At 40.4% G+C, this 23,166-nt stretch carries 19 protein-coding genes; 13 read left to right on the forward strand and 6 right to left on the reverse strand.

The annotated features are described in order from the left end of the window. Positions 1 to 125: 125 nt before the first annotated feature. From abc-f to H8B06_RS11145, 5 genes are all read left to right on the forward strand, one after another. Positions 126 to 1,712, forward strand: a complete 1,587-nt coding sequence (gene abc-f, locus H8B06_RS11125; protein WP_190994353.1) for a ribosomal protection-like ABC-F family protein — start codon at positions 126 to 128, stop codon at positions 1,710 to 1,712. Positions 1,713 to 1,922: 210 nt separating this feature from the next. Continuing rightward, positions 1,923 to 3,437 carry a catalase gene (locus H8B06_RS11130; protein WP_190994354.1) on the forward strand — a complete coding sequence of 505 codons (1,515 nt, stop codon included), beginning with the start codon at positions 1,923 to 1,925 and terminating at the stop codon, positions 3,435 to 3,437. 212 nt (positions 3,438 to 3,649) lie between these two features. Further along, positions 3,650 to 4,390, forward strand: coding sequence for a DUF72 domain-containing protein (locus H8B06_RS11135; protein WP_190994355.1), 741 nt, complete (start codon positions 3,650 to 3,652; stop codon positions 4,388 to 4,390). Between the two features lie 254 nt (positions 4,391 to 4,644). Continuing rightward, positions 4,645 to 5,985, forward strand: coding sequence for a GH1 family beta-glucosidase (locus H8B06_RS11140; RefSeq protein WP_190994356.1), 1,341 nt, complete (start codon positions 4,645 to 4,647; stop codon positions 5,983 to 5,985). 78 nt (positions 5,986 to 6,063) lie between these two features. Next, positions 6,064 to 7,089 (forward strand): energy transducer TonB, encoded by a 1,026-nt coding sequence (locus H8B06_RS11145; protein WP_190994357.1) that lies wholly within the window; start codon positions 6,064 to 6,066, stop codon positions 7,087 to 7,089. Here the strand turns inward: H8B06_RS11145 and H8B06_RS11150 are convergent. Then, on the reverse strand, positions 7,081 to 8,463 hold the full coding sequence (locus H8B06_RS11150; RefSeq protein WP_190994358.1) for a tetratricopeptide repeat protein: 1,383 nt from the start codon (positions 8,461 to 8,463) through the stop codon (positions 7,081 to 7,083). The genes H8B06_RS11145 and H8B06_RS11150 overlap by 9 nt on opposite strands. A 144-nt stretch (positions 8,464 to 8,607) precedes the next feature. On the opposite strand from H8B06_RS11150, the gene H8B06_RS11155 reads away from it, so the two are divergent. Further along, positions 8,608 to 9,639 carry a threonine aldolase family protein gene (locus H8B06_RS11155; RefSeq protein ID WP_190994359.1) on the forward strand — a complete coding sequence of 344 codons (1,032 nt, stop codon included), beginning with the start codon at positions 8,608 to 8,610 and terminating at the stop codon, positions 9,637 to 9,639. Between the two features lie 44 nt (positions 9,640 to 9,683). Here H8B06_RS11155 and H8B06_RS11160 read toward each other — a convergent pair whose 3' ends face one another. Further along, positions 9,684 to 10,193, reverse strand: coding sequence for a GNAT family N-acetyltransferase (locus H8B06_RS11160; RefSeq protein ID WP_190994360.1), 510 nt, complete (start codon positions 10,191 to 10,193; stop codon positions 9,684 to 9,686). Between the two features lie 152 nt (positions 10,194 to 10,345). On the opposite strand from H8B06_RS11160, the gene H8B06_RS11165 reads away from it, so the two are divergent. Next, positions 10,346 to 11,290, forward strand: a complete 945-nt coding sequence (locus H8B06_RS11165; RefSeq protein ID WP_190994361.1) for an aldo/keto reductase — start codon at positions 10,346 to 10,348, stop codon at positions 11,288 to 11,290. A gap of 30 nt (positions 11,291 to 11,320) precedes the next feature. Here the strand turns inward: H8B06_RS11165 and H8B06_RS11170 are convergent, their stop codons facing one another. The 3 genes from H8B06_RS11170 to H8B06_RS11180 form a co-directional block, all read right to left on the reverse strand. Next, positions 11,321 to 11,875 carry a hypothetical protein gene (locus H8B06_RS11170; protein ID WP_190994362.1) on the reverse strand — a complete coding sequence of 185 codons (555 nt, stop codon included), beginning with the start codon at positions 11,873 to 11,875 and terminating at the stop codon, positions 11,321 to 11,323. A gap of 27 nt (positions 11,876 to 11,902) precedes the next feature. Further along, the gene (locus tag H8B06_RS11175; RefSeq protein ID WP_190994363.1) at positions 11,903 to 12,589 is read right to left on the reverse strand and encodes a hypothetical protein; all 687 of its coding nucleotides are present in this window, start codon (positions 12,587 to 12,589) and stop codon (positions 11,903 to 11,905) included. 86 nt (positions 12,590 to 12,675) lie between these two features. Next, on the reverse strand, positions 12,676 to 13,011 hold the full coding sequence (locus H8B06_RS11180) for a DUF4870 domain-containing protein (RefSeq protein ID WP_190994364.1): 336 nt from the start codon (positions 13,009 to 13,011) through the stop codon (positions 12,676 to 12,678). 263 nt (positions 13,012 to 13,274) lie between these two features. Between H8B06_RS11180 and H8B06_RS11185 the strand changes: the two genes are divergently transcribed. Continuing rightward, positions 13,275 to 15,095, forward strand: a complete 1,821-nt coding sequence (locus H8B06_RS11185) for a DUF3435 domain-containing protein (protein WP_190994365.1) — start codon at positions 13,275 to 13,277, stop codon at positions 15,093 to 15,095. Between the two features lie 14 nt (positions 15,096 to 15,109). Here the strand turns inward: H8B06_RS11185 and H8B06_RS11190 are convergent, their stop codons facing one another. Continuing rightward, positions 15,110 to 15,964: an AraC family transcriptional regulator gene (locus H8B06_RS11190; protein WP_190994366.1), complete on the reverse strand. Its 855-nt coding sequence runs from the start codon at positions 15,962 to 15,964 to the stop codon at positions 15,110 to 15,112. Between the two features lie 249 nt (positions 15,965 to 16,213). Between H8B06_RS11190 and H8B06_RS11195 the strand changes: the two genes are divergently transcribed. From H8B06_RS11195 to H8B06_RS11215, 5 genes are all read left to right on the forward strand, one after another. Further along, positions 16,214 to 17,821: a fucose isomerase gene (locus H8B06_RS11195; RefSeq protein ID WP_190994367.1), complete on the forward strand. Its 1,608-nt coding sequence runs from the start codon at positions 16,214 to 16,216 to the stop codon at positions 17,819 to 17,821. 3 nt (positions 17,822 to 17,824) lie between these two features. Next, the gene (locus tag H8B06_RS11200; RefSeq protein WP_190994368.1) at positions 17,825 to 19,381 is read left to right on the forward strand and encodes a sodium:solute symporter; all 1,557 of its coding nucleotides are present in this window, start codon (positions 17,825 to 17,827) and stop codon (positions 19,379 to 19,381) included. Between the two features lie 51 nt (positions 19,382 to 19,432). After that, complete coding sequence (locus tag H8B06_RS11205) at positions 19,433 to 20,356, forward strand: dihydrodipicolinate synthase family protein (RefSeq protein WP_190994369.1); 924 nt, start codon at positions 19,433 to 19,435, stop codon at positions 20,354 to 20,356. A gap of 70 nt (positions 20,357 to 20,426) precedes the next feature. Beyond that, the gene (locus H8B06_RS11210; protein WP_190994370.1) at positions 20,427 to 21,740 is read left to right on the forward strand and encodes a DUF3748 domain-containing protein; all 1,314 of its coding nucleotides are present in this window, start codon (positions 20,427 to 20,429) and stop codon (positions 21,738 to 21,740) included. Positions 21,741 to 21,794: 54 nt separating this feature from the next. After that, positions 21,795 to 23,102 carry an acetylxylan esterase gene (locus H8B06_RS11215; RefSeq protein ID WP_223857622.1) on the forward strand — a complete coding sequence of 436 codons (1,308 nt, stop codon included), beginning with the start codon at positions 21,795 to 21,797 and terminating at the stop codon, positions 23,100 to 23,102. Positions 23,103 to 23,166 lie beyond the last annotated feature (64 nt).

The raw sequence follows: 23,166 nt of genomic DNA on the forward strand, positions 1-23,166 counted from the left end.
ACATTCATATCTTTGCAGATACAAACATCTAAATAAGACGAAATGTAAAATATTCTTTCAGATAAATCAAGAACGACTACAGCTAAACGCTTTGTTGTATTGTTTAATTTTTAATGAAAGAATTTATGTTGAGCTTACAAAGCATTTCGTATACACATCCCAATAAAGACATACTGTTTAGCAACATTAGCTTTACAGTAAAAAATCACGATAAAATTTCCTTAGTCGGTAACAACGGGATAGGAAAATCCACTTTACTGAAAATTATTGCAAACGAATTGATCCCATCAAATGGACAGGTAAACGTCGAATCCGAGCCGTATTATATTCCGCAAATTTTCGGACAATACAATCATTTAACGATAGCGCAAGCATTGCGAATTGAGGACAAATTGAACGCGTTAAAGGAAATTTTAGCCGGTAGTATGAAGGAAGAAAATTTCAATTTACTGAATGACGATTGGACAATAGAAGATCGCTGCAGCGAAAGCCTGAACTATTGGCAACTAGCGGAATTGGACTTATCGCAAAAAATGGAAACGCTTAGTGGAGGGCAAAAAACAAAAGTTTTTCTTGCCGGTATCTTCATTCATCAGCCTGAATTGATCCTATTGGATGAACCGAGCAATCATCTGGATATCTCAAGTCGGCAACTTTTATACGATTTTATTCAATCCACCAAAAGCACGCTAATTGTGGTGAGTCACGACAGGAAATTATTAAATCTATTGGATACAGTTGGCGAATTAAGCAAGCATGGAATTAAGATTTATGGAGGTAATTATGACTTTTATGAAGAACAGAAACAAATCGAAAACAATGCATTAAACCAACACATTCAAAACAAAGAAAAAGCATTGCGAAAAGCCGAAGGAAAAGAACGGGAGACATTGGAACGGCAGCAAAAATTGGATAGTCGAGGGAAGGGCAAACAAGAAAAATCAGGTGTCGCCCGAATCATGATGAATACATTACGAAACAATGCAGAAAATAGCACATCAAGACTCAAGAGCATACATGCGGAAAAGACTGGTAATATTACACAAGAATTGCAAGGCTTACGTGCTGCGTTGCCCGACATGGATAAGATGAAATTTGGTATTGATAATTCGCGACTGCATAACGGTAAAATTCTGTTTACAGCGACAAGTATCAATTTTGCCTATAACACTAATTTGCTTTGGAAAGAAAGCTTGAGTTTTCAAATTACAAGTGGTGAACGGATTGCATTAAGAGGGCAAAACGGTTCGGGAAAAACAACTTTAATCAGGTTGATTTCGGGGAACTTAGAACCACAAACAGGCTCGGTTTATAGGGCAGAAAATAAATCAGTTTACATTGATCAGGATTATTCTTTGTTAGATAATACACTGAAAGTTTATGAGCAAGCTCAGCAATTCAATAATTCCGCATGGCAAGAACATGAAATTAAAATACGGCTTAATCGTTTTCTGTTTACCAAAGAAGATTGGAGCAAATCTTGTAATGCATTGAGTGGTGGCGAAAGAATGCGCTTAATGCTTTGTTGTCTAACCATTGACAGGACGTCGCCAGACATTATTATATTTGATGAGCCGACAAACAATCTAGATATGCAGAATGTTAAAATTTTGACGACAGCAATAAATGAATATCGAGGAACAATCATCGTGGTGTCGCACGATGAAATTTTTTTGGAGCAGATAAACGTTGAACGGACGATTGAACTCTGACAAAAGCTAAAGCGATAATGGAAACTTTCATGCAGCTTGCTAAGTAATTAAGATGACTGACACTAATTTTTTCGTATATTAGTACTATCGATATGTAGATCTAAAAGGTTTTGGAGACTTATATATCGGAAGGATTGACAATTATAAATAACCGTTTAGTGTAATTATTGTGACTAATACCTATTTCGATAAAAGTAAAATGACAACACTATGCAAGAGAAAAAATCAAAACTGACAAGACAGACCGGTGCACCCGTTCCTGACAATCAGAATGCACAAACAGCTGGTCCTAGGGGACCATTATTAATGCAGGATTTTTGGTTTCTGGAGAAAATGGCAAATTTCGATCGGGAGGTCATTCCTGAGAGGCGGATGCATGCCAAAGGTTCTGGTGCTTTTGGAACTTTTACCGTCACACATGATATAACCCAATATAGCAAGGCGGATATATTCAGTGACATTGGCAAGCAGACGGAGATGTTTGCTCGATTTTCAACAGTTGCCGGTGAAAGAGGAGCAGCCGATGCGGAGAGAGACATTCGGGGATTTGCCCTTAAATTTTACACGGAAGAAGGTATTTGGGACTTGGTAGGAAATAATACACCTGTTTTTTTCTTCCGTGATCCGATGAAATTTCCAGATCTGAACCATGCCGTCAAACGCGATCCAAAAACTAATCTACGCAGCCCAAATAATAATTGGGATTTTTGGACATTGCTTCCCGAATCACTCCACCAAGTGACCATTGTGATGAGCGATCGCGGTATTCCTAAAGGTTACAGGCATATGCACGGATTTGGTAGCCATACCTATAGCTTTATCAACAAAGATAATGTGCGGCATTGGGTGAAATTCCATTTTAGAACACAACAAGGAATAGATAATCTCTCAGATGAGGAAGCGGCAAGCATCGTCGGCTATGATAGGGAATCGTCTCAACGAGATCTTTTTGATGCGATAGAACGAAAAGATTTTCCAAAGTGGAAAATGTTTATACAGATCATGACCGAAGAACAGGCTAAAACATACCGTTTTCATCCGTTCGACCTCACAAAGGTCTGGTCAAAGAAAGATTTTCCATTAATTCCTGTCGGTGAGTTCGAATTGAACCGTAATCCAGATAACTACTTTCAGGATGTAGAACAGGCCGCATTTAATCCGACAAATATTGTTCCGGGCATTGGTTTCTCGCCGGACAAGATGCTTCAGGGAAGATTATTCTCCTATGGTGATGCACAGCGGTATAGGCTAGGTGTGAACCACTACCAGATTCCGGTCAACAAACCGCGTTGCCCCTATCATGCGTATCACCGTGATGGCGCTATGCGTGTAGATGGCAATTATGGGGACGCGATACATTACAATCCCAATAGCTATGGGGAATGGCAGGAACAGCCTGAAAGTAAGGAACCACCTCTTGAATTAGAGGGGACAGCTTATGCGCACAATTTTAGGGATGATGACGAAGACTACTACACGCAACCGGGAGATCTCTTCCGTATCATCAAAGCGGATGGAAAAGCTGATATGTTATTTAGAAATACTGCAGCACAGGTAGGGGCTGCAGAAAAGTTCATACAGATACGTCATATTCGCAACTGTTATAAGGCAGACCCTGAATATGGTGAAGGTGTAGCGTCAGCGTTGGGCTTGACCATGGAAGACGTTAACAGTTTTGATATGTCTCCTTATGACAGATGGGCTCCACGACCAACCAGCAGATAAGTATAAGCATAAGAAAAATTCTAAAATTGAAATCCCGATATGGTCACATGTCGGGATTTATTTTTTATTATCTTTTGTGGATCTATCCGTTTAACAAAACATTTTATAGAGCTTATAGGTTCATGGAGAAAATGACATGGATCAATGGGTAATAGATTGACTAAACAGAAGTTCCTGTCACGTCTGCTGCGTCAATTATGAATAATTTATATATGGAAAAAGATGAATTATATATCGGATGTTCAAGTTATGCTACGGCATCTTGGAAAACAGTATTTTATCCAGAAGATCTACCTAAAAAAAAGTGGTTTGATTACTATTCCAAACACTTTAATACCTATGAATTTAATGGGACATTTTACAGATTCCCGACTGTAGAAAATCTGTTATTATGGCATGATAAAGTTGCTGACGACTTTAAATTCAGCGTTAAAGTTCCTAAAACAATCACACATATTAAAAGACTAGAACAGTGTGATGAAGAAATAGAAGAATTTTATTTAGTATGCAAAGAAGGGTTTAAAAATAAATTATCCTGTATTCTCTGGCAGCTGCCACCGAGCTTTAGCTTTACCAAAGATAGATTGAGGTCAATTGTACGCGTGATGAACCCAAACTTTAAAAATGTCGTTGAATTCAGGCATGAAAGCTGGTGGCGACGTGATGTGATAACGAAGTTGAGTGAAAATCATATCACTTTTTGTAATGTGAATTATCCTCAATTACCTACTTCCATCGAACAAAGTACTTCAATTGGCTATATACGTATGCATGGCAATCCGAGATTATTTTATTCAGAATATACCAAAGAAGAGATCGAAACACTCTATCAAAAGTTAAATAATATGAGATTCAAAGAAGTTTATATTTATTTCAACAATACCGCATCTACAGCTGCCATAATAAACGCATTACAACTAAGCAGATTTGCCAGACAACATCAAAAAGAATAATTTCTTTATAGGTTGGTTGGATTCAATTAGAAAAGCGGTGGTTGAAATAAAGACAAAAAATTAACATAATAGTAATTGTTTATTCACATGTAATTCCTTAATTTACATTAGTATATAAGTTTATTTCTGTTATGAAAGCGATTGTTTATTTTTTCCAGAAAATGTTCACGCGGTTATTTCTAGCCCAGTTCTCTTCTTTTTATTCACCCATGCGGTCTCCTAAATCGTGATGCGTATAGAAAGAGAAAGGTTGGATGTTGTTGAATAAAGATACGTTTGGCGAAGATTTTAGTTGGGGTGTTTCGACTGCGGCATATCAGATTGAAGGTGCACATAATCAAGATGGCAAAGGACCATCGATCTGGGATGTTTTTGTCACCAAAAAGAACAAAATATTTCAATGTCATCATGGAGATATCGCCTGTGATTTTTATAATCGTTATATAGACGACCTCTATTTGATGCATAAGCTTAATATTCGGCATTACCGATTTTCGATTTCATGGAGCCGTATTCTTCCAAACGGCATTGGGGAGATAAACCAAAAAGGAATTGATTTCTATAACCGGCTTATTGACCTTTCCCTGGAGCTTGGGATAACACCTTGGGTGACCCTCTACCATTGGGATCTTCCCTATGCGCTAGAGTTAAAAGGGGGGTGGGTAAACCGTGATATCAGGGATTGGTTTGGTAACTATGTGTCCATTTGTGTTAAGAATTTTGGCGATCGTGTGAAAAACTGGATGGTATTAAATGAGCCACTTGTATTTACCGGTGCGGGTTACTTCTTTGGGGTGCATGCTCCGGGTAGGAAGGGCTTGAATAATTTCCTGGCAGCTACACACCATGCAGCACTGGCGCAGGCATACGGAGGAAAAGTTATTAAGTCCATACAACGCGACAGCTATGTAGGCACGACGTTTTCTTGTTCGCATGTCGAGCCCTTTCGTATGCGGGAGAAGGATATACTTGCGACAAAAAGAGTAGATGCCTTGCTCAATCGCCTGTTTATTGAGCCGTTACTGGGCAAAGGATATCCAACGCGTGACCTTAAGATACTCCATAGAATAGAGAAGTACATGCAGCCGGGTGACGAACGGGATTTGAAGTTCGATATGGATTTTATTGGCGTGCAGAATTATACCCGTGAGGTGATTCAGTATACGCCATTTGTTCCCTTGTTGAAGGCAAAGATCGTGCATGCAAAAAAACGTAAGGTAGAAATGACGGCAATGAATTGGGAGGTTTATCCCGAGTCGATCTATCATATTTTGAAGAAATTCAATGCCTACGAAAATATCCCTCCCATCATTATTACCGAAAATGGAGCAGCCTTTCCGGACGAGGTGCAAGATGGTCGTGTAGATGATCCCAAAAGAACCGCTTATTTACAGAAAACTATAGCACAGGTATGGCGTGCAAAGCAGGAAGGCGTAAAAATAAAAGGGTATTTCGTATGGACCTTTCTCGATAACTTTGAATGGGCAGAAGGATATCACCCGAGGTTTGGATTGGTGTATGTCGATTTTCCAACGCAGCAGCGTATTATAAAAACTTCCGGACATTGGTATGCAGATTTCCTTTCCACGCGCTAAGCTCTTTAACGAACATCACTTGTACATCACTTCAACTTTATTTAAGTTTGCCAATAGCAATATCCTAAGATCAATAATATGATGACGTATTTATGTGTCAATTTAAGTAGGTGTGTAATCGGCTTGTGGTTGGTGTTTTTTAGCTCGTTATTAAAAGGTCAGGAAACAATTGTAACCTATGTTAAAAAAAACGGAGGATATACAGCGTACAAAGATTCTGCGGTTTATACGAGTATACTGCGTATTGTGCCGAATGAAGCGGGAATGCATGAGCTGAATGACTACTATGTCAATGGAAATCTAAAACGTCATGGGTGGAGCAAAAGTGCCGATCCGAAGCGGTTGCGCTTTGAGGGGCTGGTAGAGACCTACTATGATGATGGGGCTTTGGAAACGGTTGTCCGTTATGCGGATAACCGACGGATTGATACGGCGGAACGATACTATAGAAATGGCGTGTTGAAGGAGCGTGAGGCTTATTTGAAACAGGCGGAAAGAAAGGAGGATTCTCTGCAGGCGGATTTGAACAAGCGGTTGGTTTATTATGCTGACTCTACTGGACGGATTCAAATACAGGATGGAAATGGCTATGCCGAAATCATGACTAATGATGTCGATATAGAACAGGGCCGTTACGTTGATGGACTTCGGGACGGGCGTTGGGAAGGATCTTTTCAAAAAGCAAAATACCGATTCGAAGAATGGTATGAAAATGGAGAAGTGATCCGTGGTATTACCACGGATAGTCTCGGGAAACAATATCCTTATGAACAGCGGGACGTTAATCCGGAATACCCCCAAGGCAGACGGAACCTTATGCAATTTATAGGGCAAAATTACAAATATCCGAAAGAGGCAGTACAGGCAAAAGTAGACGGACAGCTGTTAATTAGTTTTGTAGTCGATAAAACCGGTATGGCGACCGACTTTGAAGTAGTGCATGACCTCGGATATGGAACCGCATCAGCAGCGATTGATGCACTCAGGAAATCCGAACGCTGGTCACCAGGTTACCAGCGCGGTATACCCGTCCGTGTTAAATATACATTTCCTGTCCGGTTGAATCTATCTTTCCGACCAAACCCAAAACCTGCTTCACCATGAGCGATCCTGCATCTGTTTTAACACATCCCGCATTTGTTTATAATAGTGCTTTTGGGGCTTATACAGCTCGACAGCTCGTTGTTGCTCGGCTTCTGCTTCGGCGTAAAAGCCAACACGGTATAACGCTTTGGCGAGAATATGATGGGATTGTCCGCGATTGGGTCTGAGCTCAATCGATTTCTGTAGCCAACGGATAGCATCGAAAAGAACATCTGGATTGTCATCCTTTTTAAAATCTATAAAATTCAACAGCTGGTTTGCCCCATAATTTAGGCTTTGAGCCTGCCTTTCTTTATACCGTTTGCGGTTCCCCTCCATCCATTGCAGGAAAAGGCTATTTTCGGCACTGTCCAGATGCAATGGCTGTCCCCGTCTAGGAATAGCAATCTGTTGATTGTTTGCGAAATCCAATTTGGCAAGCGAATCTGGGGCTATACGATAATAAAAGGTGTTATAATAATTCCTTGCCATTTGGATATAAGCAGAAGTATCCCGAAAGAGTCGTCTATGTTCCATTGGATAGTAACTTTGTCCCATTTGCGCACGCAGGTAATGTGATTGCCACGTTCGCCCCACAAAGTAGCCAAGATTTTGGGAAAGTGTATAATCTTTCTTGTCTAATGCGTCCCGGAAAGTTCGTTGAATAATCCGATTGTTGATCTCCTGCCGTTTTGGTAAGGGCAATGTTGCGTATAGACTATCCACCATTTTGCGATTTGTATAGGCCAATTGATAGGTCTTGCTATTGTATACCGGAGCACAGCTCAATAGAAAGACTACTGTTTCGAAGTTATTCAGTTCTTGTACGGTCAGTTGAGAAACGTAGTCATTTAATACGTGTTGGTCCGTATATTTATCGAACGCTTGGTATTGTTGGAGTAGATTCCTTAACAAAAGTCTGTTGCGGATACCCTTTTGGTATTGCTGTATCAATTTCCCCATGGTTTCTCCCTCGGCTATGGTATTCGCGGAATCAATCAATTTTACCAATGTTTCTTCCTCGTTGATCTGCTTATTGTGCCGAAGTAAAGGATAGCCTTTTTGGTCTGTAAACAGATATATAGGAGTTGTGAGGCGATAGGTCTTATGAAGTGGGTGGTCAATACTGTCCGACTTAAGTCTGACCATACCTGAGGTAAATTGTTCGCTGAGAATATCCTTGGTTTTTTGTGATATAGAGGTGTTAAAAGGAGAGAACTGTTCATTACGTTGGTGAATTATCAGGAACATTGGCTTTTGTTGCTGTTTCGCAAGGCTAAGCAAGCTATCGTAATCCATCTCTTGCGGGAATTTTGGTTGAGCAACGAGTTGGAAGGAAATGAACCAACTTAAGAAGAACAAAAAAATAACTTTAATAGAAGACTGGTCGATCATCTGATAATAGGATTATGGATTGTTGTTTGTTAAGTAAATATAACAGGCTTGGATGATATCTGCAAGTATAGGGTAGCTATGGGGGAAGTTTCCGAATTTCTTCGAGACTATTTACTTTTGCCTTGATAAAAAGTAAATAGTGATATGTACAGTTTCAAAAATGATTACGCAGAGGGTGCACATCCCAATATTCTCCATAAGCTTATAGAAACCAATTTGGTACAGCAAATGGGCTATGGCGAAGACGGATATTCTGTAGAGGCAAAGGAAATACTTCGCCAGAAGATACAAAATCACGATGCAGCCATCTATTTTGTTTCGGGGGGCACACAAACGAATCTAATCGTCATATCATCTCTGTTACGGCCGCACGAAGCGGTTATTAGTGCCGAGACAGGACATATCTACGCCAATGAGGCGGGAGCAATCGAGGCTACTGGACATCGGGTAATCACTGTTGAAACGAAAGATGGTAAACTGAAACCTGATGGTATTGAAAATATATTACAAGCGTACTCCCTTAGGCCTCATGTTGTGAAGCCTAAATTAGTGTACATCTCCAATTCGACTGAAATAGGAACAATTTATACCAAATCAGAAATAGAACGATTATCGATTTACTGCAAATCCAAAGAATTATATCTATTTCTGGATGGTGCAAGATTAGGGCATGCGTTGACAGCAAAGAACAATGACTTGACCTTATCCGATATTTCTCATTTTACAGATGTTTTTTATATCGGAGGGACGAAGAATGGAGCTTTATTGGGCGAAGCTGTTATCTTTAATAGAGCTGATCTTGCAACAGATTTTGATTATATGTTGAAGCAGAAAGGAGCACTGTTAGCCAAAGGACGCTTATTAGGTCTCCAATTCCTAGAACTGTTTAGAGATGATTTATACTTTTCGTTGGCAAAACACGCCAATGAAATGGCAATGAAAATAGCCCGTGCGATAGAAGCACAAGGTTATTCTTTTCTTACGCCACCGCACACAAACCAGATTTTCCCTATTCTTCCCAAAGCAGTGATTGACGAACTCATGCAACAATATGATTTTTACGAATGGGAAGCTGTTGATGAGCAGCGATCTGTTGTTCGAATCATTACATCGTGGGCTACAAACGAAAATATAGTGGATACGTTTATTGATAGTCTGAAAGGAATAACAAATTAATTTTGTCACAAAATTATCCTATCACAGCTTAATAGGATGGATTTTTAATGTGCTAGAACTTTTTCAAAGGCTTTTCTAGGTGCTCCTCGAAAAATGACCTCCCCACAATAGGTATAGCCCAATTTTTTGAATATATTGAGCATGCCTGGATTATCAAAGTTCGTGTCAGCTTTAACACTGTATATGCTATGTTTTCGCGCGAAATCTTCGATATGCAGTAGCATTTTTTGCGCCAATCCCTTACCTAAATAATTTTCGGAAATAGCCACTCGATGGTAAACAACGAAATCACCTTCCGTTAACCATTTTCCGCTCAAATTGGCGTACTCCGGCTCGTCATTTATCAATATTGCACAATAACCCACGATGGTATTGCCATCTATTAATACGTAGCCGTTTCCCTTTTCTATATCTGCTTTGATCGCGGACGGATTCGGATAACCATCTTGCCATTGATTACTTCCATCTTCTTTTCTCCGTTGTATGGCGCGTGCTAAGATTTCCCAGATTTGGGACGCGTCTACTTGTTGTGCCTGTCTAAAAGAATATTCCATTTTTTACAATACGAATTTACGCTATTTATTACAAACAAATAACATGGTCTCTTTTAATAATCACTAAATTTAAAAATGGTACATAATTCAATGTATCGCTATCCGTCGATTGGCGGATTTGCCTTTTGCGTATGAACAATAAATAATATAATATGGACAAAGTAACAATTAAAAACACCGATTTAGAAATAGCACCTGTTAACTTTGGCGGCAACGTTTTAGGTTGGACATTAGACGAACAAGCATCTTTTGATATATTGGATAAGTTTACTGCTGCCGGTTTCAACTTTATCGATACTGCGGATACCTATGCCTGGTGGGTAAATGGAACCGGAGGACAATCCGAGGAAATTATTGGCAAATGGCTGAAAAGCCGTGGCAATCGAAACCAAGTCGTGATTGCCACAAAAGTAGGTTCGGAAACGAAGGAACATGGGTTTGACATCAGCAAAAAACACATCTTAAAGTCTGCCGATGAATCATTGAGACGATTAGGAGTCGATTGTATTGATTTATACTATACCCATTTTGATGATCATGTCACATCGATAGAGGAAACGCTGTCTGCTTATGATACATTAATTAAAGCTGGCAAAGTCCGCTACATTGCGGCATCCAACCTTTCTCCGGGTCGACTTACCGAGAGTTTTGAGATTGCGGAGAAAAATGGTTTGCCGAAATATGTCGCTTTGCAACCGCATTATAATTTGGTGGAACGTACAGCCTTTGAAACCGATTATGCAGATTTAGTGGAACAGTATAATCTAAGCGTTTTCCCATATTGGTCATTGGCAGCTGGATTTCTGACAGGAAAATACCGAACGGAGGAGGATTTTAATAAAACGATCCGCGGTGGTAGTGTTAAAAAATATTTCGATGATAGAGGGAAAGCTGTTTTGAAAGCATTGGATACCGTTGCGGAGAAACATAGTGCAAAACAAGCTACCGTAGCGCTAGCTTGGCTATTAGCAAATCCGCTGATTACAGCACCTATCGTAAGTGCAACTAGTGAGAGCCAACTGCAGACCCTGTTTGCTGCGCCTGAGCTGAAATTGGATGCCGAGGATTTGGCAATATTGGACGAGGCTAGTAAATAGCATATAGACCCCAGTTTTATTTGGGGTCTTCTACCACCATGCTGCTACGGGCAAAGCATAGTAAGCCGTATCCGGCTCAGCCTGCCAAGGAGCTTGATGGAAGTGCCAGCATTTTTCAATCTTGTAATGGTTTTTTGTAATGTCTTGTTCTCCCCATTGATAGCCCACCTTATATGCCTTGTCGCCATCAGTTATCGTACCAAATATGGTAGGATAGGAAGACCCTGAAACACCGTTGGTATATTGGATAGCCTTTTCCAGTGTCAGTTTTGTTCCTGCTGGAAATATTTTAATCTCGGTGACGTCACCAATTTCTTTTTGTTCACGGATATATTCCCATCGAGGATGCAGACTGTCCAGTAAAACGTATGGATATTTGCTATTCGGATTCATCTTTATTTTTTCTTCGAATACGACAGTTTCCTCATCGAGCGTAACGGTGTTTCCTACCCATTCCTTAAAAGGATCGTATTTATCCAAGTTGGTAGATTTGGTTTTTATCGTAGCATAAAGGAAAAAGGCAAATAGTCCGATGCAGCCAACAATGACCAGCGTGATGATACCCATAATTTTCTTTGCTGTCATGGTGATTTATAAAATGATTACCATCTTTTATTTCTTATCCGTGATATATATCTCTGTCAATCCATCGTCTGATAAGAAACGTATGTTATAACCTGTTTGTTCTGTTAGTTTCACCGGAGGCATGCTTTCCGTTTCAAAATCTGTACTATTAAGCTGTTCTTTTGGCTTATGCCCTTTGTTCATTTCGGTCGATTTTGCGATGTGATAAATGTCTCCTTCAACTTGAAGGACTTTAAACCAGCCAAAACGCCCTTCCATCCCCAGAGGATTTCCTTTTTCTTTATAGATCTCGTAACGGCCAAAGTAGATATCGCCTTCCGCGGGTGCCTGTTCCATAGCAACATACGTAGCTGATTTAGGTAAAGGAGGTTTCAGTTCATTATAAACAATCATGCCGAATACGCCGGTCATGAGGAGGACAAATATCCATCCGATAATGGTGATCTTGAAGATATAGGGAGGCCGGGGAGCTTCTAATGCTTTTTCCTTATAGAACGCTTTCATTTCCGGTGTCCATAAGCGTTTTGGAATCTTTTTATTTTCTATTTTATCCCAATATTCACCATAGGTTTTTTTGGAATTTACGATGTAAAGTGCTGTGCGTATTTTATTACGATAAATGCCCAATACCATAACGTTCCCCGGAGCTTTAGGATTTTGCAGTTTGTCTGTATGATGAGCGCTTTGTTCTATTTTATCAATGGCTATAAACATAATTTATCTTATTAAAGGGGCGTGTTGTTGTAGCAATGCTTGTCGTTCTGTATTAAATACATTGGTCTCCGTTGTCGAAACATTCATTACTCCTTGGAGCTATCTAAAAACGGAAACTGGTCTTCAAATAATTTGCCGATTAAAGGTAAGGGCTTTCGGACTTCATTTGCGGCATTGATAATGCCGAATATCATCAAAATTAAGAATACTACGCTTATCAAACTAAGAGGAGTGCTTAATGTGGGCACAAGCATAATGATGATGTTTAACATTAAATTTACAAGAGTAGCGACGACTAAAAGGCCTAATCCTTGTCGGAGATGATAAGTGCTTAAACTATCTCTTTTTTGCTTTCCGCCGAAGTAAGCAACTAACCATAAAATGCCTAGATAACTCAGAATAGATTGTGTTTTTGAACTCATAATAATAACCTTTAGAAATGTGAAGTGAAGTTCAATATAAAATGTCAAAACCTATGCCTATAATGCTTAACAAAGCGTCTACGGGTATATTTTGCGTATATACAAAGCATCTACATTTTTTGTATGTTTCTGTTTTTCAGTATGTTGTTTTTTTTGTTTCTGTTGGTGATCATTTCCAATACGTTATTTTTTATTAATCTTACGTTAATTAATAATGTATTTTTGTTTATCTCAATTATGTAGATATTATAGCTAAATAAATAATGGATTTAAAGATTTGTTTGTTGGTTGCTATTTCCATAGTATGTCATTCGATTGTCCGGGGACAGCATATTCGTACGTCCACGCAGGAGGTCTTGGATAAGGTAGAACAATTGCAACTACAAAATAGACCACAGGAAATACCGGTAATTTTAGAAGACGCTATACAATCAACACAATCAGCGGATGATCTTGCTTATTTGTATGCATATAAAAGCAGCTATTACATTTCTCAGGACAGCCTTCTAATCGGTAAGAAGTTTTTGGATCTAAGTCTTGAAAATGCCGGTAAATCAAAAAAAGGTACATCCAAAGCTATTGCCTATAGAGCCAAAGCATTTTTTAACAATAGGTTGAATTTACCTGATTCCGTCATAAAGGACGCACTAACAGGATTGAAATATGTGGAAAGCAGCTCGGATGATCCGGTCACGAAATGCGGTCTTAATTATTTGCTTTACGGTGCCTATAGCAAGTGGGATGATGGAGAAAAGATGGAAAAGTATATTCGAGCTAGTGCGAAATATGCGCTTGAGGCTGAAAATGTAAATCTTCAGGCAAATGCTGCCAATGGCATTTCCAGTATGTATCAAGCACGTTATCGGAAAACACCAGAAAGAAATCTCATAGATAGTTCCTTTATTTACCTCAACAAGTCGTTTGCGCTTCACCAAAAGAATCCCGACAAAGTAAGTGGAAATACCTTCGCGATCACGTGTATTAATCTTGCGAATTATTATCTGGAGTTTTCTACCGAAGAAGGAGAAGTAAAAAAACAAAAGGCATTTGAATATTTAGATTATGCGGAGCATAAACTGGAAAAGAAGGAAGCGCTGGATGATATGCTGGTCAATATACTCGGTATTAGAAGTAGTTTTGCGCAGCGAGATGGGGATCTGAAGAAGGCCGAACAGTATCTATTAAAAGGTTTAGGTCTACTGAGAAGTGATAATAGAAATCACTACAAACTGGAGTATGCTGTAAACAAGGATCTGAAAGAGATCGCATTAAAAAACAATGACCTAAAAAGCGCGTTGGCATACCAACAAAGGACCGAGGACTTACTAAGGAAGTCTTTTGACGAACAGCAACTTTTCAATGCCCAGAAATTAGAAGTACAATACGAAACAGAGAAAAAAGATCAGCAGTTGAAACTATTAAGGGAGCGGGAGGAATTCCGTAAGAAACAAAACTATCTGTATGGCGGTATTGCCGTAGCCTTGTTATTCGGAATAATTTTTATGTTTTCTTCCTACCATTTTAAATTAAAGTATTCTATCGAAAGAGAAAAGAAACTCGCTAAAGAAAAGGAAGATGCGGATCATCAAGCAGCATTACAACTTAAAATCGAAAGAGAAGAACAGGCGAGACTAAAGGCTGAGCAGGAACTGTCCGATTTAAAACGTCAGCAATTGGAGAAGGAGGCACTGGCAAATTCCCTGATCATAGATCATAAAAATGAAATGCTTAAACAAATTCAAGGGAAGATTCAAGGCGGTGGCGAGGCTGGAGATATTCAGAAATTGCTGAAAGAAGAAATGTTGTTGCGAGCAGACTTTGAGGATGTTAAAATGCAAATACAGCAGCTCCATCCAACTTTTTTCAACCAATTAACGGAAAAGGCAGTCCAAAAACTGACATCGCTCGATTTAAAATATTGTGCTTATATATATCTGCAAATGACTACAAAGCAAATCGCACAGGCACTGCATGTGGAACCGCAAAGTGTAAGGATGTTTAAATATCGACTAAAACAAAAATTTGAGTTGGGTAAGGATGTTGATTTGGAAAAGTTTTTGATTGATTTAACCGCGTCCATATAGCTCTTTGCACCGAACTATACTAATCTTTTCCTATACCCCGTTGGTGTGATTCCTTTAAAATTTTTAAAATGCCGATAGAAATTGGACGTATTTTCAAAACCACTTTCTACCGCAATATGTTGCATTGTCAGATCGGAATCGATAATAAGCCTGCAAGCGTGATTCAAGCGAACCTCGGTTAGAAAATCAAAATAGGACTTGTTGGTAATCATCTTGAAGTAGCGACAGAAGGATGTGCTGCTTAAATTGCATAATATGGACACATCTTCTATGGATATCTTTTCCCTAAAATTTGTTAACGTATGAGAGAATACCTTATCCATGCGGCTTTCATCAATCTTGTTCAGCTTGTTATAGGCAAAGCTGCTGGATAATGTTTCGTATTCTTCACTGGTAGCGAGTACACGGAATATCGCAAAAAGATAAATTAGTTTTTCCAGACCATTGGTATACTGCATGGCCGCCATTAATTCCTTGATTCGCTCTTTCGTGTCTCCGTGAATGATCAGTCCATTTTTCGATAGTTGCAATAATTTTAATATTTCCTGCGTCTCCGAAACGGTCAAAAACTCTTTGCCAAAACATTCCGGATGAAAATGTAATACGAGCGCCTCCACATGGTTTTCCCCCTGTTTTATTTCGTTGCATTTCCAAGTGTGTGGAAGATTAGAACCTAGTAAAACCATATCGTCTTCGCCAAAATGGTCGATATGGTCACCAATAAATCGCACACCTTCTCCTTTGATAAGATAATGTAATTCTATTTCGGGATGATAATGCCATATCGTACCAAAATGGGGCAATATATCATGCCTTATACTGAAGGCATTGTTGAATGGTTTCGGAACCTGGTGAAACTTCGCTTTCATCTGGATATCTTTTGTTTTTTATTTGTCAGATGGAGCCTTTGATGATTAAAATAATCATTGCTTATGTGCTAATGATTATTTTAATTATGTCGGGTTCATTACATTATATATTTATAAATGGTGTCATGTAATTTAGCTAAAGTCTCCATTTTATACAAATATGTGATAAAATGTTGGATACTTTGGAAAAATTACGCCATGAAATGGCTGGTTTTCCAATGCATCTTTGTAATACCAAATATAAATCACATGACGACAACAAATAATAATCAAGCTTATTTAGTGTGTAGTGGAGACTTAAGACCTTCAGCAAATATCAAGTGTTGGCCGATGCAACAGCAAATGGAAGAAAAACTCCATATCGCCTTGCAAAAGCTAGGCTGGACGATCAAACGGGCGCATACATACGATGAAGAAAAAGGACATGGTTTTATTGACTATCAGCATGTGGGCATCAAAATCTTTAGAGAAATTGATAAAAAAGCCCCACTTATTGTCGCTGAAAGTGTGTGGCAGTATAGCCATCATGTTCTAGCAGGACTAATTTCCCACGAAGGACCGATCCTGATTGTTGCCAATTGGGATGGTACTTATCCGGGATTGGTAGGCGCGTTGAATCTGACAGGCTCTCTTACAAAAGCGGATGTGCAATATAGTTTTCTTTGGAGTAAGGACTTCACGGATGATTTTTTCATTAACAAACTTCAAGACTGGTTGAACACAGGTGCAGTTGAACATGATTATACGCATGTAAAGGCTTTTGAGCCTACATCAATGAAAGCAACAGACCGTGAATTGGCAGCGGGATTCGCAAAAAGAATACAAGATGGTAAGGTGGTTATGGGTGTCTTTGACGAAGGTTGTATGGGAATGTTCAATGCTATTGTACCCGACGCACTGATTCACCAATTGGGTATTTTCAAGGAAAGACTCAGCCAGTCGACGTTGTACGCGAAGATGTTGACTGTATCAGATGAAGAAGCACACGCTGTTTTGGATTGGTTGCTGAAAAAAGGAATGAAGTTCAGTTGGGGGGCAGATCCTGTTAACGAACTGACCAAAGAACAGACATTGGAGCAGTGTAAAATGTATATTGCAGCACTTCGTCTAGCGGATGAATTTGGATGTGATACCATTGGTATACAATACCAACAAGGATTAAAAGATTTAGTGGCGGCGAGTGATTTGGTAGAAGGACTTCTGAACAATACCGAGCGACCTCCTGTTTATGATGAAAAAGGCAAAGAGTTATATCCTGGCGAAGCTTTACCACATTTCAATGAAGTAGATGAATGTGCGGGTATCGATGGGTATGTCACCTATCACCTTTGGAGACAGTTAGGATTGAACGGCGATAATACGCTGCATGATTTGCGTTATGGCGAAAACTTCGTTGTGGATGGAAAAGAGGAATTTGTTTGGGTGTTCTTGATCTCCGGGGCGGTGCCCGCTTCCCACTTTGCTAATGGGTATGCCGGCGCAAGCAGCATGCGTCAACCACCTATGTTCTTTAAAAAAGGAGGAGGAACGCTTCGTGGCGTCAGTCGTCCGGGCAACATCGTGTGGAGCAGAATATATATCGAACAAGACGAATTGTGGTGTGATATCGGTACAGGGCGGGCCGTGGAGCTACCGAAGGAGGAAACAGAAAGACGATGGGCACTCACTGATCCGCAATGGCCGATTATGCACGGGGTATTGGATGGTGTGCGTAGAGATCAGATGATGGCCAAACACAAAGCCAATCATATACAAGTCGCCTATGTTGACGGTGATTTTGAGGTGAGACGAGCAGCAGAAATTAAAGCGGCAGCATTACAAGCACTGGGGATTAAAGTGAATTTTTGCGGTATTTAGGTAATGACAAATCTACCCCTATTTGATTTAGGCATTATTCTGATCTATTTGGTTGGAATGGTTTTGGTCGGTGTCTATTTTTCTCGACGTAATACATCGGCCGATGAATTTACCAAAGCGGCAGGTCGTATCCCTGGCTGGGCGATTGGTATTTCTATTTATGCTACTTTCTTGAGTTCCAATACTTTTTTGGGCGTACCGGGAAAGGCTTACGGAGCTAATTGGAATGCTTTTGTGTTTAGTTTATCCATGCCTTTCGCCGCTTGGTTGGCGACAAAGTACTTCGTCCCGTTCTACAGAAGTACGGGAGAGGTATCCGCTTATACGAATCTGGAAAAGCGATTCGGTACCTGGGCCAGAACCTACGCCGTTGTATGTTTTTTATTAACACAATTGGCTCGGATAGGGTCGATCTTTTTCGGAATCTCCTTGACCTTGCAGGCACTAACCGGATTCGGATTGGTGACGATTATGGTGGTGACTGGTATTTGTATCGTCATATATACAGTGATGGGAGGTATAGAAGCCGTGATATGGACGGAGGTGGTACAAGGTGTCCTAAAGACTTTAGGAGCCATCATTATCATCTTTTTGGTTGTACGTGAAATACCGGGAGGCATATCGGAAATTGTTTCGGTAGCGACTACACATGATAAATTCAGTCTAGGGACCTTTGAACTTGATTTTGTTTCCTCCAGTTTTTGGGTAGTGCTTCTATACGGGTTCTTTATAAACCTGAACAATTTTGGGATGGATCAGAATTATGTGCAACGTTACCATACGGCTACTTCGCAGCAGGAAGCCAATAAATCGGTATGGCTTTGCGTATGGATTTATGTGCCGGTCTCTTTATTGTTCTTTATCATCGGAACCTGTCTGTTTGTGTATTACCAACAACATCCAGAGTTGATCGAGGGCTTGAAATTGCAGGCTGCGGCGGAGCGTCTTGGCATGCCAGAAACGAATTCACAAGTGGTGGCGTTGGCACAACAAATGACAACGGAAGATTATGGTGATAAGGTTATGCCTCATTTTATGGTCAATATGATTCCTACAGGTTTATTGGGACTGATTGTTTCCGCCATTCTATCGGCGGCAATGAGTACGATCAGTTCTGGAATGAATGCTTCAGCTACGGTATTTACCGAGGATATATACAAGCGCTATATCAACCAACAGAGTACAGAGCGCAAGAGCTTAAAAGTATTGTACACGGCAACGGTATTGGTCGGTGTGCTAGGGATGTGTTGTGGTATTGCGATGATCGGGGTGAAGAGTTTGCTTGATATATGGTGGACATTGTCGGGTATTTTTGCCGGAGGTATGTTAGGCCTTTTCCTGCTAGGTATCATCTCGAAAAAAGCAACAAACCGTGCGGCTATCATGGGCGTAACCGTAGGGGTGCTGGTCATTCTCTGGATGTCCTTGTCTTACTTATTGCCTGCCAATTTGGATTATCTTAAATATCCGTTGCATGCGAATATGATCATCGTTATCGGAACGTTGACCATCTGTTTGGTCGGTATGTTGGTTACAAAATTGAGCGGAAACAAAAATTAGGTAGTGGCGACCCCTTGCGGTTGCCCATGAATGATAAATTAAAAAGAAAAAATGAATAACAGCAAAAAATTTGTACCGGTGATGTTGATGCCGTTTAAAGAAGATTTGTCTATTGATTACGATGCATTGGGTAAATTGATTGACTTTTATTTGGAGAGTGGGGCAGGAGGCCTGTTTGCCAACTGTCTGTCTAGCGAAATGTACCAACTATCGGTAGCAGAAATGGTGGATTCCGTGGGTTATATTGTGCAGCGTGTCAATGGGCGTGTTCCTATCGTGGCAACAGGTTCTTTTGGCGAAACCATTGTGGAACAGGCGGAGAATGTGAAGAAAATATATGAAACGGGTGTTTCTGCGATTATTTTAATATCTGGTCTATTGGCGAAGGAGGAAGATTCCGAAGCGGAATTTAGAAAAAATGTCTACGAATTACTAAATTTAACAGGAGACATACCGGTCGGATTTTACGAATGCCCTGTACCTTACAAGCGTATTATATCGCCTGAATTGTTAGGGGAATTGGTCAGCACAGGACGTGTAAAATACCATAAAGATACCTGTCTGGATATCGTAAATGTGCGTCAGAAAATCGCTAATACCCAAAGGGAACCTGCTTTTGGACTGTATGATGCTTATATGGTGCACGCTGTAGATTCTTTAAAGGCCGGTTCTGCTGGGCTATCCTGTATCCAAGGAAACTATTTTCCGGAGCTTGTGGTATGGCTATGCGACAACTACGCAAATACGGAAAGACAAGGCGAGGTAGCTAAAGTGCAAGAATTTTTTGAAACGAATATGGATGTCATGCATGACACCTATCCGGCTAGTGCGAAATATATTTTACAACAACGAGGTTTGAATATCGGATCGGCTTGCAGAAACGGAAGTGTGTTGCCGAATGAAGAAGTAAAAGAGCAGCTGGATTTGTTGTTGCGAGAGTTTGCATACTTATCCGCTGAAATAGATTTGAAGTAGGTTAACCGAAATAAAAGACATATCAAAAGGCTCGGTAATCGTCCTTTCCCTATCTTGTCTAGAAAGTTGTATGGATATTAAGAATAAAGTAGCAGAAAACGAAACCGTTGTAAACATGACGGTTTCCCAAAAAGGCCACACGTTGCATCATAATGGGGTATTTTCTCCTGACGGCAAATGGATTGTATTTGATGGAAGAAACGACGATACAAAAATCGGTGAAACCGCTACCATAGGTATGGTGAATGTAGAAACCGGTGAAGAACGAATTGTTTATCAAACAACGAATCAAACGATGTACGGTCCGGGGGTAGGAGCAGCGTCTTTTAGTCCGGTTCGAGATAGGATCGTTTTTATCCATGGGCTTCCCAATGCCGATCAGGAAAAGCCGTACGATATAACGCGCCGTACAGGGGTTGCCGTAGATTTGGAGAAACCCATGACCCCGGTTTTTTTGGATGCGAGAGATATAGCCGTGCCATATACACCAGGCTCTTTAAGGGGGGGAACACACTCACATTGTTGGAGTGGGGATGGGAATATGCTCAGCTTCACGTATAATGATGAGATGGTAGACCCTCAGCTTCGTGTGGTAGGCGTGATGGTGCCTCATGAGAAAAAGATTGATGTCGATGTAGTTGTGGGTAATAATCACGGGGAAATGTATGCTGCGATTGTATCGGATGTGGTGGCTGAACCGATCCTCGGTACTGATCAAATTAATAAAGCCTTTGACGAATGTTGGATAGGTAGAAAGGGTTATCTGACATCCGAAGGACAACACGTTCCTTATGCCATTGCTTTTCAGGGAAATGTGTTGGACGAGCACGGTGTAACTGTCACTGAGATATTCATTGTGGATATCGATATCGAAAAAATAACGGCCGATACAAGTGCTGTAGGGAAGGTGGGAGAGCGCCCAAAAGTGCCCCAAGGCATTCGTCAAAGACGCCTAACATATGGTGCAGACCTCTCGGATCGGAGACATTGGCTCCGCTCAAGCCATGATGGAAAATATATCTATGCTTTGGCGAAGGATGAAAAAGGTAATAACCAGATAGTAAGATGTGATGTAAACACTGGAGAACTATCTTTTGTGACAAATAATCCGTTTTCTATAACTTCTCCATTTAATCTCTGTAAAGAAAGCAACAAGATTACGTTTGTTGCAGAAAATAATGTGTTCGTTTATGATATGGATCGAGATGAAAATCTCCGGCTTACCCGAAATGATTTGAATGATACACGGGTGATTGGCATACCTTCGTTTTCACCAGATGGAGAGTTTGTGGTATACAATCAGTACGAGCGTGTGGGTAGCGAAGAATATTTGCAGATAAAGCGAGCGATGATTAGCGATAAGACTTCTGTTTTAAAACCCTGAACTTTCTCTTTATAATTCCTTATCTTGAACCGTCAAAAATAATATAAATCGGTTATGAATAGATTCAACTTTATGAAGTTTTTAGCAACGCTATGTTGCTGTGTTTTTGTTTCGTTAGCAGGTTTTTCGCAATCGCGATCAACCCACCCCATCCAAGTACTCGTTTCCCCAGATAAGCTAGACTGGACGTATGAACCTAACGAAGAGGCCTCGTTTAGCATACAGGTATTGAAGCATCAGGTACCGCTCAACGATGTTGAAATAACGTATGCAGTAGGGCCAGAAAAGATGACTCCAGTAAACGAAGGCAAGCTGCAGTTGAAAAATGGCACGGCAGTAGTTAAAGGAAAGTTGTCAGCACCAGGCTTTTTACGTTGCGAAGCGAATGTCACGATCGATGGTAATAGCTACCGTGGTATTGCAACGGCAGGATACGCGCCGCTGAACATCCAACCTACACAAAAGCTGCCCGATGACTTTCAAGAGTTTTGGAACGAGGCAAAGGCAAAAGCGGCAAAAATCCCGATGGATGCAAAGTTGACCTTATTGCCAGAACGTTGCACGGAAACAGTAGATGTGTTTCAAGTCAATATTCAAAACGCTATGGTAGGAAATCGCCTATATGGTATATTGGCTAAACCGAAGAAAGAGGGCAAGTATCCAGCTGTGTTATCAGTGCCGGGAGCAGGAGTTCGTCCATATGCCGGTATTATAGATCTGGCTGAAAAAGGGATCATTACACTACAAATCGGTATACATGGTATTCCGGTCACATACGAAGCGGGGTTGTATGCCGATCTAGGTAGTGGAGCACTGCGCGGATATCCCTTTTTTAACCTCGATAATCGCGATAGCTATTACTATAACAAAGTATATCTAGGTTGTGTAAGAGCAATAGATTTTTTATACTCTTTGTCTGCGTTTGATGCAAACAATCTGCTGGTATGGGGAGGTAGTCAAGGTGGAGCATTGGCGATTATTACAGCTTCTTTGGACGACCGTGTAAAAGGGTTGGTGTCTATTTATCCTGCGTTGAGCGATCTAACCGGTTATCTACATAATCGCGCGGGAGGATGGCCGCATATGTTTAATGCGGCGAATGCATCACAGATGGCTACGGAAGATAAAATTAACGTATCTGCTTATTATGACGTCGTTAATTTTGCGCGGAACCTGAAAATACCTGGGTTTTATACTTGGGGATATAATGACGATACTTGCCCTCCTACCTCTTACTATGCAGCCTATAATGTGATTGATGCGCCTAAAGAATTGTATTTAGTACAAGAGACCGGGCATTGGACTTATCCGGAGCAACAACACCAGATTAGGGAATGGATATTAAAACAGTTAGGGAAATAGGAAAAATATAACAGGGCATCTCTCGCAGATGCCCTATTTGTAAAGTAAGCCAACGAAAATTGAT

The organism is Sphingobacterium micropteri (assembly GCF_014692515.1).
In the GTDB taxonomy this organism is placed as follows: domain Bacteria; phylum Bacteroidota; class Bacteroidia; order Sphingobacteriales; family Sphingobacteriaceae; genus Sphingobacterium; species Sphingobacterium micropteri.